Source organism: Nakamurella sp. UYEF19, assembly GCF_040546275.1.
In the GTDB taxonomy this organism is placed as follows: Bacteria; Actinomycetota; Actinomycetes; order Mycobacteriales; family Nakamurellaceae; genus Nakamurella.
The window spans coordinates 570,456-586,836 of the sequence record NZ_JBEPNO010000002.1; the positions used below are offsets into that span (position 1 = coordinate 570,456).

At 67.8% G+C, this 16,381-nt stretch carries 21 protein-coding genes and 3 tRNA genes; 15 read left to right on the forward strand and 9 right to left on the reverse strand.

Going from position 1 to position 16,381, the window contains the following annotated elements; translation table 11 throughout:
- The first annotated feature begins 60 nt into the window (after positions 1-60).
- From clpS to ABIB25_RS05825, 9 genes are all read left to right on the forward strand, one after another.
- On the forward strand, positions 61-354 hold the full coding sequence (clpS, locus tag ABIB25_RS05785; protein ID WP_354527459.1) for an ATP-dependent Clp protease adapter ClpS: 294 nt from the start codon (positions 61-63) through the stop codon (positions 352-354).
- A 52-nt stretch (positions 355-406) separates the two neighbouring features.
- Positions 407-949, forward strand: coding sequence for a DUF2017 domain-containing protein (locus ABIB25_RS05790; RefSeq protein ID WP_354527460.1), 543 nt, complete (start codon positions 407-409; stop codon positions 947-949).
- A gap of 72 nt (positions 950-1,021) precedes the next feature.
- On the forward strand, positions 1,022-1,429 hold the full coding sequence (locus tag ABIB25_RS05795; protein ID WP_354527461.1) for a M67 family metallopeptidase: 408 nt from the start codon (positions 1,022-1,024) through the stop codon (positions 1,427-1,429).
- Positions 1,430-1,507: 78 nt separating this feature from the next.
- A complete protein-coding gene (locus ABIB25_RS05800) occupies positions 1,508-1,789 on the forward strand; it encodes a MoaD family protein (protein WP_354527462.1) in 282 nt (93 codons plus the stop codon).
- A 5-nt stretch (positions 1,790-1,794) separates the two neighbouring features.
- Positions 1,795-2,748 carry a PLP-dependent cysteine synthase family protein gene (locus ABIB25_RS05805; RefSeq protein WP_354527463.1) on the forward strand — a complete coding sequence of 318 codons (954 nt, stop codon included), beginning with the start codon at positions 1,795-1,797 and terminating at the stop codon, positions 2,746-2,748.
- Positions 2,749-2,829: 81 nt separating this feature from the next.
- Positions 2,830-3,519 carry a rhomboid family intramembrane serine protease gene (locus tag ABIB25_RS05810; RefSeq protein WP_354527464.1) on the forward strand — a complete coding sequence of 230 codons (690 nt, stop codon included), beginning with the start codon at positions 2,830-2,832 and terminating at the stop codon, positions 3,517-3,519.
- A gap of 38 nt (positions 3,520-3,557) precedes the next feature.
- The gene (gene murI, locus ABIB25_RS05815) at positions 3,558-4,364 is read left to right on the forward strand and encodes a glutamate racemase (RefSeq protein WP_354527465.1); all 807 of its coding nucleotides are present in this window, start codon (positions 3,558-3,560) and stop codon (positions 4,362-4,364) included.
- A gap of 71 nt (positions 4,365-4,435) precedes the next feature.
- Positions 4,436-5,188 carry a ribonuclease PH gene (rph, locus tag ABIB25_RS05820; protein ID WP_354527466.1) on the forward strand — a complete coding sequence of 251 codons (753 nt, stop codon included), beginning with the start codon at positions 4,436-4,438 and terminating at the stop codon, positions 5,186-5,188.
- Complete coding sequence (locus ABIB25_RS05825; RefSeq protein WP_354527467.1) at positions 5,185-5,799, forward strand: non-canonical purine NTP pyrophosphatase; 615 nt, start codon at positions 5,185-5,187, stop codon at positions 5,797-5,799. Before rph ends, ABIB25_RS05825 begins: the two co-directional genes overlap by 4 nt.
- A gap of 23 nt (positions 5,800-5,822) precedes the next feature.
- On the opposite strand, the gene ABIB25_RS05830 is transcribed toward ABIB25_RS05825, so the two are convergent.
- Positions 5,823-6,698, reverse strand: coding sequence for a hypothetical protein (locus ABIB25_RS05830; RefSeq protein ID WP_354527468.1), 876 nt, complete (start codon positions 6,696-6,698; stop codon positions 5,823-5,825).
- A gap of 136 nt (positions 6,699-6,834) precedes the next feature.
- Between ABIB25_RS05830 and ABIB25_RS05835 the strand changes: the two genes are divergently transcribed.
- Both ABIB25_RS05835 and ABIB25_RS05840 read left to right on the forward strand, forming a co-directional pair.
- Entirely contained in the window at positions 6,835-7,809 is a 975-nt protein-coding gene (locus ABIB25_RS05835; RefSeq protein ID WP_354527469.1) for a ribose-phosphate diphosphokinase, read from the forward strand.
- A gap of 59 nt (positions 7,810-7,868) precedes the next feature.
- Entirely contained in the window at positions 7,869-8,237 is a 369-nt protein-coding gene (locus tag ABIB25_RS05840; protein WP_354527470.1) for a hypothetical protein, read from the forward strand.
- A gap of 87 nt (positions 8,238-8,324) precedes the next feature.
- Here the strand turns inward: ABIB25_RS05840 and ABIB25_RS05845 are convergent, their stop codons facing one another.
- From ABIB25_RS05845 to bcp, 4 genes are all read right to left on the reverse strand, one after another.
- Positions 8,325-8,789 (reverse strand): NUDIX domain-containing protein, encoded by a 465-nt coding sequence (locus ABIB25_RS05845; protein WP_354527471.1) that lies wholly within the window; start codon positions 8,787-8,789, stop codon positions 8,325-8,327.
- Positions 8,790-8,898: 109 nt separating this feature from the next.
- Positions 8,899-9,027: an excalibur calcium-binding domain-containing protein gene (locus tag ABIB25_RS05850; RefSeq protein WP_502919748.1), complete on the reverse strand. Its 129-nt coding sequence runs from the start codon at positions 9,025-9,027 to the stop codon at positions 8,899-8,901.
- Between the two features lie 37 nt (positions 9,028-9,064).
- A tRNA-Leu gene (locus tag ABIB25_RS05855) sits at positions 9,065-9,138 on the reverse strand.
- 34 nt (positions 9,139-9,172) lie between these two features.
- Positions 9,173-9,649, reverse strand: coding sequence for a thioredoxin-dependent thiol peroxidase (bcp, locus tag ABIB25_RS05860; protein WP_354527472.1), 477 nt, complete (start codon positions 9,647-9,649; stop codon positions 9,173-9,175).
- A gap of 60 nt (positions 9,650-9,709) precedes the next feature.
- Here bcp and ABIB25_RS05865 point away from each other — a divergent pair, with 60 nt between their 5' ends.
- Complete coding sequence (locus ABIB25_RS05865; protein ID WP_354527473.1) at positions 9,710-9,931, forward strand: DUF3618 domain-containing protein; 222 nt, start codon at positions 9,710-9,712, stop codon at positions 9,929-9,931.
- A gap of 124 nt (positions 9,932-10,055) precedes the next feature.
- Here the strand turns inward: ABIB25_RS05865 and ABIB25_RS05870 are convergent, their stop codons facing one another.
- Positions 10,056-10,490: a hypothetical protein gene (locus ABIB25_RS05870; protein WP_354527474.1), complete on the reverse strand. Its 435-nt coding sequence runs from the start codon at positions 10,488-10,490 to the stop codon at positions 10,056-10,058.
- Between ABIB25_RS05870 and ABIB25_RS05875 the strand changes: the two genes are divergently transcribed.
- Together ABIB25_RS05875 and ABIB25_RS05880 are read left to right on the forward strand one after the other, a co-directional pair.
- On the forward strand, positions 10,477-11,574 hold the full coding sequence (locus ABIB25_RS05875) for a L,D-transpeptidase (RefSeq protein WP_354527475.1): 1,098 nt from the start codon (positions 10,477-10,479) through the stop codon (positions 11,572-11,574). The two genes, ABIB25_RS05870 and ABIB25_RS05875, sit on opposite strands and share 14 nt — an antisense overlap.
- A gap of 12 nt (positions 11,575-11,586) precedes the next feature.
- A complete protein-coding gene (locus ABIB25_RS05880; protein ID WP_354527476.1) occupies positions 11,587-12,903 on the forward strand; it encodes an amidohydrolase in 1,317 nt (438 codons plus the stop codon).
- Positions 12,904-12,915: 12 nt separating this feature from the next.
- On the opposite strand, the gene ABIB25_RS05885 is transcribed toward ABIB25_RS05880, so the two are convergent.
- Together ABIB25_RS05885 and ABIB25_RS05890 are read right to left on the reverse strand one after the other, a co-directional pair.
- The gene (locus ABIB25_RS05885) at positions 12,916-13,758 is read right to left on the reverse strand and encodes a DUF1206 domain-containing protein (RefSeq protein ID WP_354527477.1); all 843 of its coding nucleotides are present in this window, start codon (positions 13,756-13,758) and stop codon (positions 12,916-12,918) included.
- A gap of 177 nt (positions 13,759-13,935) precedes the next feature.
- Positions 13,936-14,008 (reverse strand) — tRNA-Lys (locus tag ABIB25_RS05890).
- Between the two features lie 415 nt (positions 14,009-14,423).
- Here ABIB25_RS05890 and trpS point away from each other — a divergent pair.
- A complete protein-coding gene (trpS, locus tag ABIB25_RS05895) occupies positions 14,424-15,521 on the forward strand; it encodes a tryptophan--tRNA ligase (protein WP_354527478.1) in 1,098 nt (365 codons plus the stop codon).
- A gap of 626 nt (positions 15,522-16,147) precedes the next feature.
- Here the strand turns inward: trpS and ABIB25_RS05900 are convergent.
- Positions 16,148-16,223, reverse strand: a tRNA-His gene (locus ABIB25_RS05900).
- Between the last annotated feature and the right edge of the window lie 158 nt (positions 16,224-16,381).

Sequence of the window (16,381 nt, forward strand, 5' to 3'; positions counted from 1 at the left end):
TCGAAGAGGGCTCCGGTGTTCGGGCGGGACCGTGGAGGCCGTTCGTGCCACACTTGACGGGTGACCAGCAGTGCACCCACGACCCAGAAAACGACCGACCCCTCGGACGTGACGAGCCCGGACACGCCCTGGGTGACGATCGTCTGGAACGACCCGGTCAACCTGATGTCCTACGTCACCTACGTCTTCCAGAAGATGCTCGGGCACCCTCGGCCGAAGGCGGAGGCGCTGATGCTCGATGTACACCAGAAGGGCAGGGCGACGGTGTCCGTCGGGACGCGTGACGCCATGGAGGCCGACGTCCTCAAGCTGCAGGGCGCCGGTCTGTGGGCGACCTTGGCGCAGGACAAATGACCGTCACCTCAAGCGTTCTCGACGGTGCGGTCGATATCAGGATCGACGGCTGATGCGGCTCTTCTCCCGGCGGTTCGGTCGATACACAGCGGTCTTCGAGCAGACCGAGGCGACTCTGATCTCCGATCTCGTCGACCAGGTCCGCCAGATGCTGGCCGGCCGACGGGCGGAGTCGTCGGCCGATCCGCTGGCCCGGATGACGGGCATGATGATTGCCCCCGGGACCCCGCCGGCCGACCCCGCACTCGCCCGGCTGCTGCCGGATTTCCACGCCACCGACGCGGAGATGGCGGCCGGCATCCGGATGCTGCGCGAGCCGGACCTGATCGCGCTGAAGGACGCCTCGGCCGTCAAACTGCTGGATTCACTGCCTCGCGGTGGGGGCACCGTCCACCTGGACGTCGACGGAGCCCAGGCCTGGATCTCCACGCTGAACGACGTCCGGCTGGCCCTCGGGGTACGCCTGGACATCCAGGACGACGAGTTCGAACCGTCCCCGGATGCCGATCCGGAGGGTATGGAGATGGCGATCTTCGCCACATACCGGTGGCTATCGGCCGTCCAGGACTCCCTGGTCACCGCCCTGCTGGGCTGACCGCCGCCGTATCCCGGACCACTGCCGGAAGCGGCAGCCCTCGGTCCGGGGTCGGGTCGATAAGCTGGTCGGGTGTTGCGCATCCCGAAGTCCATGTCCGACGCCATCGTCGCCCACGCCCGAACCGACCACCCGGACGAGGCCTGCGGAATCATCGCCGGACCTGCTGGTTCGGACACGCCGGCCCGGCTGGTGCCGATGGCGAACGCCGAACGATCACCCACGTTCTACCGGTTCGACTCCGGCGAGCAGCTCCGCCTGTACCGCGAGATGGACGAACGAGACGAGGAGGTCGTCGTCGTCTACCACTCGCACACCGGCACCGAGGCCTACCCCAGCCGGACCGACATCGCGTATGCCGGCGAGCCGCAGGCCCACTACGTGCTGGTCAGCACCAGGAAGAGCGATTCGGTGGAATTCCGGTCCTACCGGATCATCGACGGCGAGGTTTCCGAAGAAGAAGTGGAAATGATTCCGTAGTGTCGCGGCGTTGCATCCAGGAGACGAGTCGTCTGCTGCTCCGTTCCAGCTGATCTGAGCCATCCTCAAGGAGAAGTCATGAGCGTTTCCGTGTCCGTCCCGACCATCTTGCGGCCGGTGACCAAGGGCGAGAAGACGGTGTCCGCCGACGGCGCGACCGTTGCAGAGCTCATCGCCGATCTCGATGCCCGCTACAGCGGCCTCGGTGACCGCCTCGTGAAGAACGGTGCGCTGCACCGCTTCGTGAACATCTACGTCAACGACGAGGACGTCCGTTTCACCGGCGGCCTCGAGACCAGCGTCACCGACGGCGACCAGGTCACCATCCTGCCGGCCGTGGCCGGCGGCTCCGGAGTCTGATCCAGATGGCCCGGTACTGCAGTCTAGTCGAGGCGGTCGGCGGCACACCCCTGGTGGGTCTGCCGCGGCTGTCGCCGTCGCGCAAGGTCCGGGTCTGGGCCAAGCTCGAGGACCGCAACCCGACCGGCTCGATCAAGGACCGTCCGGCGCTGGCCATGGTCGCCGCGGCCGAGGCCGACGGCCGACTTCGCCCGGGTTGCACCGTCATCGAACCCACCAGTGGCAACACCGGCATCTCGCTGGCGATGGTGTGCCGCGTCAAGGGCTACCGGCTGATCTGCGTGATGCCGGAGAACACCTCCGAGGAACGCCGGATGCTGCTGCGGGCCTATGGCGCGCAGATCATCTCGTCCCCGGCGGCCGGCGGGTCGAACGCGGCGGTCGCCGCGGCGAAGGTGCTCGCGGCCGATCACCCGGACTGGGTGATGCTCTACCAGTACGGCAACCCCGAGAACGCCCGCGCGCACTACGACTCCACCGGCCCGGAGCTGCTCGCCGACCTGCCGACGATCACCCACTTCGTCGCCGGGCTGGGCACCACCGGCACCCTGATGGGCGTCGGACGGTACCTCCGGGAGAAGGTCCCGGACATCTCGATCGTCGCGGCCGAGCCGCGCTACGGCGAGCTCGTCTACGGGCTCCGTAACCTCGACGAGGGCTTCGTCCCCGAGTTGTACGACGAGAAGATCCTGACGACGCGGTTCTCGGTCGGGCCTGAAGATGCCGTCCGCCGGACCAGGGAACTGCTCGAGGTCGAGGGCATCTTCGCCGGCATCTCGACGGGCGCCGTGCTGCACGCGGCCCTGGGAATCGCCGCCAAGGCCGAGAAGGAAGGCCGCCGCGCCGACATCGCGTTCGTCGTCGCCGACGCCGGCTGGAAGTACCTGTCGACCGGCGTCTACGGAGCCACCGACGACGAAGCCGCGGCCACTGGCCTCGATGGGACTTTGTGGGCGTAAGGCCGGCTCCCATCGGTCTCCGGGTGCGATCAGGGCAATTCCCCGACCCATCCGTCACCTGTGGTCGGTAACGTTGACCTCATGACGATGTCCTCGCTTCCAGATCCGGCAGGTACTCCGGCGAAGAAGAGCCGCGGCGCGCTGTTGCCGGCCAAGGTCAAACCCGCCGTCATCACGGTGGCAAGTTTCGGTCTGCTGATCACCTTGGTCCAGGTGGTCAACTCATTGATGTCCAACCGGCTGTCGACGGACTTCGGGCTGGTCTCCCGATCGCTGCACGGTCTGATCGGGGTGATCACCGCGCCACTGCTGCACGTCTCGTGGGCTCACCTGCTCTCGAACCTGGTGCCACTGCTCATCTTCGGGTTCCTGATCATGCTCGACAGCGTCCGGCAGTTCGTCGCCGTGACCATCCTCGTCTGGCTGATCGCCGGGCTCGGAGTGTGGGTCGTGGGGCCGGCGAACACGGTCACGGTCGGCGCGTCCGGTCTGGTCTTCGGCTGGCTCGCCTACCTCGTCACCCGTGGCGTGTTCACCCGGAACTTCGGCCAGATCGCGATCGGACTGGTGCTGCTGGTGATCTGGGGCGGGGTGTTCTGGACCGGGATCGTCAAGGTCGCCGTGGCCGACATCAGCGGCGTCGTCACGATCTCCTGGCAGGGTCACCTGTTCGGCGCGATCGGCGGCGTCCTGGCGGCGTTCCTGGTCGCGAAGGCCGACGGTCCGCACAAACCGAAGGAAGCCACTCCCGCACTTTCGCAGGGGTTCTGAACTTCTGTTGACGACCAGGGGCACACGACGGTGACGAGATGACGGGCTCGGCGTCGATCGGGGTCTTCGACTCCGGCGTCGGCGGGCTGACCGTCGCGCGCTCGATCATCGACCAGTTGCCGGGGGAGCAGATCCGCTACATCGGTGACACCGCCAACGGACCTTACGGTCCGCTCGCCGTCGACGAGGTGCTCCACAACGCGATGACGGTGGCCGACCGCCTGGTCGAGTCCGGCGTGAAGATGCTGGTCATCGCCTGCAATACCGCCTCGGCGGCCGGTGCCTTCGAGGTGGCCACAGAGCGCTACGACATCCCGGTGCTCGAGGTGATCCGTCCCGCTGTCCGCCGCGCGATCGCATCGACCAAGACCGGCGAGGTCGGGGTCATCGGGACGTCGGGGACGATCGCCTCCGGCGCGTATCAGGACGCGTTCGCCGCCACTGCCGCCGACGTCGTCGTGCGCGCGCAGGCCTGCCCGTCGTTCGTCGACTTCGTCGAGCGTGGCATCACGTCGGGACGGCAGGTGCTCGGCCTGGCCCAGGCCTACCTGGCGCCGCTGCAGCGCACCGCGGTCGACACGCTCGTACTCGGTTGCACCCACTACCCGCTGCTGACGGGCGTTCTGCAATTGGTGATGGGGGACAACGTGAACCTGGTCTCCAGCGCCGAGGAGACGGCCAAGGACGTCTACCGGGTGCTCACCGAAGCGGACCTGCTGGCCGATTCGGATGGTCTCGAACCTCCGCGCCACGAGTTCTTGAGCACCGGGGATCCGGTCGCGTTCGCGCGGCTGGGACGCCGGTTCCTCGGGCCCGAGATCAGCTCCGTCACGCTCGCCGTCTGAGTCGCGCCGTCGGTTCTCTGCAGCGCCGGAGGCAGTTCGGTCGCCCCGCCGCCAGCCGCTAGGTTGGAGCCATGGTCAGACTTGATGGAAGAGCCGACGACGAACTCCGTCCGATCCGTTTCACCCGGGGGTTCCAGCAGCATCCTGCGGGGTCCGTGCTGGTCGAATTCGGCGCCACCAAGGTGCTGTGTGCAGCGTCGGTGACGCGCGGGGTTCCGCGCTGGCGCAAGGGTTCCGGTCTCGGTTGGTTGACGGCCGAGTACGCGATGCTGCCGTCCGCCACGCACGAGCGCAGCGACCGCGAGTCGGTCAAGGGACGGGTCGGCGGGCGCACCCACGAGATCTCCCGGCTGATCGGCCGTTCACTACGCGCCTGTGTCGACCTCGCCGCGTTGGGGGAGAACACCATCGCCGTCGACTGCGACGTGCTGCAGGCCGACGGCGGCACCAGAACGGCCGCGATCACCGGGGCCTACGTCGCGCTCGCCGACGCGGTGACGTACCTGCGTTCGGTCGGGGCGCTGTCCGACCCGCAGCCGCTGTCCTGCCAGATCGCCGCCGTCTCGGTCGGCGTCGTCGGCGGCCGGGTGCGGCTGGATCTGCCCTACGAGGAGGACTCCCGTGCCGAGGTCGACATGAACATCGTCGCCACCGACACCGGGACGTTCGTCGAGGTGCAGGGCACCGCCGAGGGCGCGACCTACTCCCGGTCGACGCTGGACGCGATGCTGGATTCGGCGCTGGCCGGCATCAAGACCCTGACGAATCTGCAGCGGGAGGCGCTGGCTGCTCCGTACCCGAAGGTGTTGGAGGCCAAGGCGTGACCCAGGTGCTGCTGGCCACCCGCAACGGCAAGAAGCTGGCCGAACTCCGCCGGATCCTGGGCGACCAGGTCACCGTGCTCGGCTTGGCGGATGTGCCTGAGTTTCCCGAGGAACCCGAGACAGGTGCGACCTTCGAGGAGAACGCCGTGGCCAAAGCAGCGCAGGCTGCCGCGGCGACCGGCGAGATCTCGCTGGCCGACGACTCCGGACTGGCGGTCGACGCTCTCAACGGCATGCCCGGAGTGCTGTCCGCCCGATGGGCCGGGAAGCACGGGGACGATCCGGCGAACAATGCGCTGCTGCTGGCCCAGTTGGGCGATGTGCCCGAGGAGCGTCGCGGCGCCGCCTTCGTCTGTGCTCTGGCGTTGGCCGTCCCGGGTGCGGAGCCTGTCGTCAGGCGCGGTGAGTGGCGCGGCCGGATCGTGCGGGAAGCATTCGGGGGCAACGGCTTCGGCTACGACCCGCTGTTCGTGCCGGCGGAGAGCGACCTGGCCGGGGACGGTCGCACTTCTGCTCAGCTCGACCCGGCCGAGAAGGATGTTCTGTCACACCGAGGGCTGGCTCTCGCCGTCATGCTGCCCGACCTGCGCCTGGCCCTTGGCCTGGGCTGAGGATCAGGGCTCGGGCTGAGGGGTCAGGGCTCGCGACGCCCGAGGATCGCGCCGTCGCGCTTGCCCGAGGATCTCGCCACAGTCGCGGCGCCGCTGGCTCCGAGCATCACCAGGCCGAGGATCAGGGTGAAGCCCAGGATGCTCCACCCGCCGAACTGCTGGTCGGCGAAGACGGATTTGGTCCAGTCGTTGATGTGGGCCAGCCCGGAGGTGCTGAACAGGGCCCAGCCCCCGAGTCCGGTCAACGCAACGCCGGGGATCACCGTGGCCCAGGGCGACCAGCCGTCCAGAGCGATCGCCGCGAACAGCATCAGGGCACCCAGGGTCGTCAGCAACGAGTCCTTGAGCCCGACCTTGCCCAGTTGGATATCGGCAGCCGCGGCAGGACCGAACTTGACGGCCAGAAACACCCCGCCCGCCGCGAGGATCAGGCCGATCAGCGCGCCGAGGAAGCCAGGCCCGACCCGGGATGACGGCTGCGCCAGCACCACTGCGGAGGCCGGCGGCGGGACAGCAACCGGCGGGGCGTACGCGGCCGGGTAACCGGCGGGCGCGTAACCCGGGGTCGACGGTGGATACACCGACGTCATCGGAGCCTGGGGTGGATAGACGGGCTGATCCGAGTACGACGGGGACCAACCACCCGGGTCTGCAGATCCCTGGCCGCCAGTGATCGGCGAACCGACCGGAGGCGCCGACACCGCCGGCATCGGGTGGGAGAACGGATCGCTGCGTTCGGCCGGCCGTTCCAGATCGGTCGCCGGCGTCGCGGCCGAGGAAGGCGCGTGGTCGTAGCCCCCGGCCGGCTGGCGCACTATCTGGGTGGCGTCGGACGCGCCGTCGCCCCAGGCGGTGGTCGGGCTGTCCGCGTGATCGTCGCTGCCGTGGGGATGGCTCATCGGGACCTCTTTCTACCTGCGATTTGTCACGCCGCGGCAATTGTTGCACCAGACGCGGGGAACGGCGGGAGGCGCGTGCAAATGCCCGAGGGCTCTCGGTAGGGTTGTCGTCGACGACAGCAGACAGGGGCTGGTCTTGCGGGATATCGCGGTCTTCAGTGGGAGTGCGCACCCTCAACTGGCGAGTGAGGTCTGCGCCCAACTCGAGGTTCCGCTGCTCCCGGTCCGGGTGCAGCGGTTCGCCAACGATTGCCTGGAAGTGCAGTTGCAGGCCAACTGTCGCGAGCGTGACGTCTTCCTGATCCAGCCATTGGTGACGCCGGTCCAGGAGCACCTGGTCGAGCTGCTGCTCATGCTGGATGCCGCCCGTGGAGCCTCCGCCGCCCGGACGACGGTGGTGATGCCGCACTACGCCTACGCCCGGTCGGACAAGAAGGAGAGTCCGCGCATCTCGATCGGCGGCCGGCTTGTTGCCGACCTCCTGGTCACGGCCGGGGCCTCCCGGGTCTTGGCCATGACGCTGCACTCGCCGCAGGTCCACGGGTTCTTCAGCGTGCCGGTCGATCACCTGCACGCCCTCCGCGAGCTGGCCGGGCACTTCCGTGGATACGACCTGACGAACACCACGGTGGTGTCGCCGGACCTCGGCAACGCCAAAGAGGCGGCGGCCTTCGCCCGGCTCCTCGGGGTGCCCGTTGCGGCCGGAGCGAAGCAGCGGTTCGCCGACGACCGGGTCAGCATCAGCGCCGTCATCGGAGACGTGACAGGGCGCGACATCATCGTGCTGGACGACGAGATCGCCAAGGGCAGCACGATTCTGGAGCTGGTCGACCGATTGCGCGAACTGCAGTGCCGGTCGATCCGGGTGGCCTGCACCCACGGACTCTTCGCCGGGGGAGCGCTGAAGCGGATCGGCGATCAGCCCGATGTGCTCGAGATCGTCTGTACGAACACAGTTCCCATCCGAGACGAGGAACGCACCGCGAAGCTCACAGTGCTCTCCATCGCGCCCGCTCTGGCCGAGGCCGTGCGGAACATCCACAACGGCGAGTCGGTCAGCGCCCTGTTCGACGGTCCGCCGCCGGTGGCCATCGGTCAGCCGCTGTTCTGACCTGCCGACCGGCCGGCGGCCGGTCGGTCCGTAGACGTTGGTTCCAGGGAGGCAGATCGATGACCGAGCAGGTCGCTGGGGTCCACCAGTGGTCCAAGGGCAAGAACAACGCCGTGGTCACCGTGATCGCCGTCGTGATCCTCGCGGTCTTCAGCGGAGTGATCTGGTGGGTGATCAGCCTTTCCTCCGGCCCCAACTACCGGGTGCAGCCAGCCGTGCATCGGGCGGGGAACGCAGTGAGGTCGGTGACGATCACGACGAACGATGGGTTGGAGGGCTCCGACTACGAGAGAATCACCGCCGAGATGTGGGGGAAGTACGGAGCGGTGCGGGTGGCGTGGCAGTGCGCGAACGGCTCGATCCGCGGGAGGTCGTCGCAGTCCAGTGCACTGAACTACGCCATCACGACCACGGGGGTCCGGTGCTGATCTCGGGTGTGCCGCGCTCTGGCCGGTCCCGAGTTGATTCACCGTGCTCACCACGGTGGGCAGATGTTCACCACGGTGAGCAGATGTTCACCACGATGAGCTCATGTTCACCACGGTGAGCACGGCCGGCCAGGACGCGGCAAACCCGGGGTGCAGCGGAAGAGTCTGGACGTCGTCGCTGCGGACCCACCTGGTTTCCTTGGACTCGTGGTTGTTCCTCAGCTCTGGCGAGCGTGAGCTGCGTAGGCGGCCGAGGACGGTGGTGTAGCTCCAGCCGCCATGATCGTCCGTGAAGCTCGGCGCAAGGATCTCGACGTCACCGGCAGGTAGGCCCATCTCCTCGTACGCCTCGCGAAGGGCGGCGGTCGGGGCGGCCTCGTCGGCGTTCCTGGCACCGCCCGGGATGCTCCAGGTTCCCCCTCGGTGCACCGTGGGGGAACGTAGTTGCAGGAGCACCTCGCCGTCGCGGCACAGCATCAGACCGGCGGCGCCGAACAGCCCCCAGTGACGGTGCCCCTGACTGCAGCTCGTCCATCCGTCGCCGGACGTCATGCCGCGGCAGACCCAGGCTTGCGGAACGGGTTCATCCTCACATGGACTTTGTACCCCGAGAACGGCTCGCTGTGCGTTCACCGATCGTCGTCCGTCCAGCGTTCGAGGGTCAGCGAGGGTCGACTTCGCAGCCAACCCCATCTCGATTCCCGTCGAACTTGGCTTGGAAGCCTGGATCGGACCGATAGATGGAGCGTCCCAACTTGTTCCACACATCGGTGCAGTTCGCGTAGGTCACAGCCGGTGTCGCGAATGGGTTCCGGGCATCAGTGCTGTGGGGCCGAAGGGAGTCGAACCCTCACTGGCACGGACCTAAACCGTGTGCCTCTGCCAATTGGGCTACGGCCCCACCGCCGCGTGAGCGGCGGAGACCAGACTACAGCTCAGGCCGCGAGGCCGATCTCCTTGAGCACGCGTGCCACGTGGCCGGTGGCCTTGACGTTGCGCCAGGCCTTCTCGATGGTCCCGTCCGGCCCGATGACGAAGGTCGACCGGATGACGCCCATCACGGTCCGGCCGTAGTTCTGCTTCTCGCCGTAGGCACCGTAGGCCTTGAGCACCTCGCGCTCGGGGTCGCTGAGCAGCACGACATCGAGGCCGCTCTTCTCGGTGAAGGCGGCGAGCTTGCTCGGGATGTCGGGGGAGACGCCGAGGACGGTGTAGCCCGCGGTGTCGAGCTCGGGCTTCGCCGCGCTGAAATCGCAGGCCTCCGTGGTGCAGCCGGGGGTCATCGCAGCCGGATAGAAGTAGAGGATCACCCGCTTGCCGGTGAAGTCCGCGAGGCTGACCGTCGAGCCGTCGGCGTCGGGCAGGGAGAAGGACGGTGCTGCGTCGCCCACGTCGGGGAGGTTGGTCGTCATGACGCTAGGGTAATCAGCTGTAAGCCGCACTCCGAGCGGCCCTGCACCCAGGGAGGCCCCGTGGCCCGCGACGCGGACACCATTCAGGCGGACATCGAACGCGCCCGAGATGCACTGGCGGTCACCGTCGACGAGTTGACGACCAGGGCCAACCCCAAGCGGCTGGTCGAACAGGGCAAGCAGACGGTGCGTGCGAGGCTGGGCGACCCGAAGATCAAGTACGCCCTGATCGGTGCCGGAGCTTTGATCGGAGTGCTGATCGTTCGCCGCCTGTTCCGCTAGCCCGGCCCTGCCACCGGCCTCAGCGCCGGTGGCGTTGAACGGAACCTGAACAAACCACTTTCGGCCGTTCGGGTGTCGTTACCCGGTCGGCCTCATCGATCGGCGACGTCACTGTCGAATCTGCCTATTCCACGGGTGCGCAGACGGTATCCTTCGATCCATCGACGTCGGTCGGTGACGGCGGACTCCTCGAGTTCTGCCTGGGGTTCGTAGGGTCTTGTGAGGGGCGAAGTTCCATGTTCTCTGCACGTCGTCTGGCGCCGGTTTCGGCGATCGTCGGACTGATGGTGCTGGTCACCGCCTGCACCTCCGGTACCACCACTGCCAATTCCGGCCCGAGCACCAGTTCCGGGTCGTCCTCTGCCACGGGTGCGTCGCCCGCGCCGGCGTCTTCCGGCACAGCGGTCTCGCTTCCTCCGATCACCGTCGCTCCGACGGGATCCAGTGCCTCGGCGACGTCCGAGCCGTCCAGTGCGCCCACGGTCGCGTCGTCGCCCGTGAGCACGATCCCGACCACACCGACCACGACATCGAGGGTCGTGGCAATGCCGGCCGCCAAGATCAACGCCTCGCCCGCGTTCGGCACCGAGGACCTGTCGCCGGCCCAGCCGGTCGTCGTGAAGGTGGCCGGCGGGAGGATCACCCAGTTCGCGCTGACGAACCCCGAGGGCAAGGTCGTCAAGGGCGCCCTGTCCGCGGACAATACCTCATGGACCAGCGGGGAGGTTCTCGGCTACGGGAAGACCTACACCGCAACAGGTTCCGCGCTCGGAGCCAACGGCAAGGCCGTCGCGATCAAGGGCACCTACACCACCGTGACACCGGATACCCGGGTGCGGGTCAATGTCTCGCCCGGTGACGGTGACGTGGTCGGAGTGGCAGCGCCGGTGATCGTCCGGTTCGGCACCGAACCCGCCGACCGCGCCTCCATCGAGAAGAACGTCAAGATCACCACCACCCCTGCGGTGGTCGGCGCCTGGGCCTGGATCCAGCACGACGACGGCCTCTGGGCGCTCGACTGGCGTCCCAAGGGCTACTGGCCCGCCAACACCAAGGTGCACGTCGAGGCCAACGTCTACGGGCTCAAGTTCGGGGAGGGGGAGTACGGTGCCGACAGTGTGACCAGCGACTTCAGCATCGGCCGCAACCAGGTCGTCTACGCCAACGCGAAGAGCTACCAGATCGTCGTGAAGCAGGGCTGCACCGCCATCAACGACGAGTCGTCGTGCGCGAAGACGGTGGCCACCTACAAAGCCTCCTATGGCCGGGGCGACGAGGTCAACGACCCCAACCTGGTCACCCGGTCCGGTGTGCATGTGGTGATCGAGAAGCTGCCGGTGCACCTGATGATCGGCTCGCCTCCGTTCACCTACCGCTCCACCGAGTACTGGGACGTCCGCATCAGCGACAACGGCGAGTTCATCCACGAGAACCCTTATACGGTCGACGTGCAGGGTGTGGACAACGTCAGCCACGGCTGCATCAACCTGTCCCCGGAAAGCGCCAAGGCGTACTTCGACTCTGCGCTCGTCGGCGATCCGGTCGAGGTCACCGGGACCAGCGTGCAGCTGTCGGACGCCGATGGAGACCTGTACGACTGGACGATCCCGTGGAGCAAGTGGCTGACGCTGTCGGCACTCTGACCCGCGCCCCGCGTGACTGACACCAGGATCGTCGGACTGACGATAGTTCCCAGTACCGCCCACGTCCTGACCGACGCCGAGCTCGCGTTCTCCCCGGCCTCGGGACGGATCACCTACCTCGGGCCGGTTCGCGGACCGATGGGTGACGGCGACATCGACGGCACCGGCCGCGTGGCGATCCCGGGTCTGGTCAACGCCCACACCCACTCCGCCATGACGTTGCTCCGCGGGTATTCCGACGACGTCCCGCTGCAGACGTGGCTCACGCATGTCCGGGCGTTCGAACTCCGCCTGACGGCGTCGGACATCCGTGCTGGCCTACGGCTGGCGCTGGCCGAGATGCTCCGGTCGGGGACGACCGGATTCGTGGACATGTTCCAGTGGGACAGCTCTCTGCTCGCCCTGGTGTCGGAGTCCGGTCTTCGGGTGTCGGCCGCCCCGGCCGTCTTCGGGTACGACGCGGTGGCGTTCCCGATGGCCGACCCCACCCCGGGGGCCGACATCCTGACCCGTACCGCGACGCTGGCGGCCGAGTTCGCCGGCGACCCGCTGATCGGCCTCGCCTACGGCCTGCACGCCCCGTACACCTGCCCGCCGGAGATGATCGCCGACGTCGCAAGCCGACGCGCCGACGACGGCATCGGGGTGCACATCCACCTGTCGGAGACCCGGTTCGAGGTCGAGGAATCCTTGCGGGTACATGGCGTGACTCCGATCCGTCTGGTCGCCGATCTGGGTCTCCTGGATGGCAGAACGCATGTGGCGCATGCCGTTCACCCCCTCGATGGTGACATCGAACTGCTGTGCCGGCCGGGGGTGACGGTCTCTCACAACCCGGTCTCCAACCTCAAGCTCGGCGCGGGCATCGCCCCCGTCCCGAGTTACCTGGCGGCCGGGGTCAGGCTGGGGCTGGGGACCGACTCGGTCGCCTCCAACAACACCCTGGACATGTTCGAGGAGATCAAGACGGGCACGCTGGTGCAGCGCGGACTGGCCGCCGACCCGTCGGTGATCGCGGGTGCCCAACTGCTGCACATGGCCACCGCCGGCGGCGCGCCCGCAGTCGACCCATCGCTGTCGGGCGTGCTGGCGGTGGGGGAGCCTGCAGATCTGGTGCTGCTGGACGTCACCGGCACCACGGCGCTGCCGTTCACCGATCCGGGCTCGTTCCTGGTCTATGCGGCCCGTGGAACCGACGTCATCGATGTTTTCATCGCCGGTCGGCAGGTGGTCGCGGATGGTGTGGTGACCACGATCGACGAGGCGGCGGCGCGGGCCGATGTTGCCGAGCGGTCCCTGCGGATCCGCCGGGAGCTGTCGTCAGGCTGACGGCCCAGACCATCAACGCTTGGCGTGCCGGGACCAGAAGAAGCAGTAGATCCCGAAGGCCGCGATCCCGAGCGCCATCAGGGTGAGCAGGACCGCGCCGAAGGGCTGGTTACGCAACGTCCGCAGGGCCGCGTCGAGTCCGCCGGCCTTCGCCGGGTCGTAGGTCACAGCGGCGACCACGAACAGCACGCCGACGATGCCGAACGCGATTCCCTTGGCGCAGTAGCCGATCTGCCCTAATCGGACCGCACCGGGACCGACCGCTCCGTCGAGGTCGTCGGTGAACTTCTTCTTGAGGCCCCGGTAGGCCAGCCGCCCGCCCACGACGATGACGACGATGCCGACCGCGATGACCAGCACCTTGCCGAACGGCACGCCGAGCAGCTTGGCGGTGAGAGTCTTCTCGCTGCTGTTGCCGGACTTCCTGCCGCCGGCCGCGGTGGTCAGCGCGCTGATCCCCAGCGCCAGGTAGACGACGGCCTTGCCGGCGGACCCGAGCCGCTTGGTGACCTTCTTCTTCAGGTCCTGTTCGCCGCCATGCCCCCAGAGGGCGGTGAACAACTGCCAGAGGGTCAGGGCGAACAGTCCGACGGCCGTGATCCACAGGATCACGTCACCGACGCTGGAGCCCGCCATCTGAGCCAGCGCGCCCTGCTGCGAGGCCTCCCCGCCGCCGCCCGTCCATGCGATCTGCAACGCAATCCAGGCGATCAGCAGGTGCACGACGCCGTAGGAGGCCAGGCCGATCATCACGAGCAGACCGAACCACCTGCTCTGTTCGATCTGTTGGCCCTCGTTCTCGGCCGCGTCGGCGCCCTTGGCAGCCTTGTTCCTGACGTTGCTCGTCGCGTCCATGCGAGGTTCCCATCCTGGTCGATCGTGTGAGGTGGCTGTCGGATGCTCGACAACAGTGCCCACTGGCAGCCGTGGGAAACCCCGGTCAGCCCGGCCGCACGGACATCGGTCGGGCCCTATCGAACCCCGGAAACAGCTCAGGCCCCGGCTGAACCGGGGCCTGGAAGTCGTGCACTGTGCGCCATCAGGGACTCGAACCCCGAACCCGCTGATTAAGAGTCAGCTGCTCTGCCAATTGAGCTAATGGCGCATGCTCGCCGTGTCCAGCGTGCGAATCAGGACTCTACAGGCTCGGAGCCAGGCACATAAAACCAGCAGGTCACAGGCTCGTCGGGGCTGAGTCTTGCGATCACGGCGCCCTCTGGAGTGTGCCCGCCCCGACACGGTCAGGACCCGACTCCGTTGGCGGAGATCGCGATCGCGTGTTCGCAGTGGGCCGTGCGGTTCTGGTGTGTCGTCGATCCCCACCCGTGGTAGCTTCCCAGCCATGACGTTGACGCACCAACTCCGCCCGACGAGCTGGTGGCTGCCTGCCTGACGGCGGCCGCGACGTCACATCCCTTCCACCCCAGGCCGCCTTCGGGCGGCCTGTGGTCGTTGTGCGTCAAGCACTTTCGGTCAGAGATCGTCCGGCGGCGGCTCCCAGGACAAAACCGGAGCACACCATGACCACCATCCAGCTCGACTCCACCCCGCACGACGATGCCCAGAAGAACGACGCCACCTTCCGTCGTGCGGAGATGCGTTCCGCAGGACTGGAATCGGAGATCGTTCGATGTCCGGCCGCCCATCGGGTGCTGACCGGCGACCGCCCGACCGGCGATCTCCACCTGGGGCACCTTCTCGGGACGCTGGCCAATCGTGTTCGGCTGCAACGACTTGGCGTCCCGATGACGTTGGTGATCGCCGACTATCAGGTGATCACCGATCGTGACCATGCCGGGCCGCTGCGCAACCGCGTCAGGACGTTGGTCGCCGACTACCTCGCTGCCGGCGTCGATCCCGATCGGACGACGATCTTCCCGCATTCGGCGGTGCCTGCCCTCAACCAGCTCATGCTGCCGTTCCTGTCGCTGGTGACCGATGCGGAACTCCGTCGAAACCCGACGGTCAAGGCCGAGACCCAGGCGGCCGGGCGGCCTCTGGGCGGACTGCTCCTGACCTACCCGGTCCACCAGGCCGCGGACATCCTGTTCTGCGGCGGGACGCTGGTGCCGGTCGGACGTGACCAGCTTCCGCATCTCGAGCTGACCAGGGCGATCGCCCGGCGATTCAACGAGCGCTACGGCCCGCTGTTCGACCTGCCGGACGCCCTGCTGTCGCCGGTTCCGCTGCTGCTGGGTACCGACGGGGAGAAGATGTCGAAGTCCCGGGGCAACGCCATCGCGCTCGGCGCCGACGAGACGAGCACCGCTCGTCTGATCCGCTCCGCGAAGACGGATTGGCTGCGGCAGATCACCTTCGAGCCGGATGCGCGGCCGGAGGTGGCGTCCCTCCTGCAGATCATCGCCTCGCTGAGCGGCCGGTCTCCCGTCGACGTGGCGGCGGAGATCGGGGACGCAGGTTCAGGTGCGCTCAAGGCGCTCGCCGTCGATGTGGTGAACGACTCCCTGCGACCGCTCCGGGCCAGAAGGCGGGAATTGCTGGCCGATCCCGGCTACCTGGACGGAGTGCTGCTGGCCGGCATCGCCGAGGCGAACGCGACGGCCAACGACACCCTCCACCGGGTGAGATCCGCGATGGGGATGGACTACTTGAGCTGACGTCGCCGCTTGCCCGCTGCACCCGCCGCTTGCGTCCTGCACCCGCCGCTTGCGTCCTGCAACCCGATCGCTATAGCGAGCACTCTGCAGGACGCTAGCGGCTTCAGCGGCCGGCGGCTCTGGAGGCCCGGCCCACACCGGGTACAGATCGGTGAACCAGCCGAAAAGGGTTGCGTTCTGGGAGTAACCGCGGGTGATCCACTGGTAGAGATGGTGGGTGCTGACCAGGCCCGGGGTGGCGAGCATCCCGGTGCCGTCGATGGTCCGGTCGGCCCGGACAATCCATTCCGCCGGCGCGGGCCCGGGCCCGACTGCGGCAATCCGGGCGCCGTCCAGCACAGGTGCCCCGACCAATGCTCGTGTGCAGCAGCGTCCACGGGTCGCGACCGCGCAACCGGAGACGACAGTGACGGAGCAACTCGCGGTGGTCATCTGGAGGGCACCTGTTCCGCAGACGGGCATCGGGCGTCCGACGACGGCATCCAGGTATTTCGTGCAGGGGATTCGGGCGTTTCCGGCAGATGACCGCGGCAGATGACCGGGGCTGTTCGCTCAGATGGGAACCCCCAGATGGGAACCCGGAGATGCAGCAGGGCCCCGACGCGAACGTCGGGGCCCTGCTGATCTGGGGTGAGCGACGGGACTCGAACCCGCGACCACCGGCACCACAAGCCAGTGCTCTACCAGCTGAGCTACGCCCACCATGTGCCGGACCGGTGAACCTTCCACCTGCCCGTCCCACCGGCTGGCCAGCGGGACGCCATAGTCTAACCGACGCTGCAGGGTGCTTCAGACTCCTTTTCCAGGCTCCTCACACCTTTGACACGACGTGGCGCGGCCACCTACCGTGGCGCCATTCA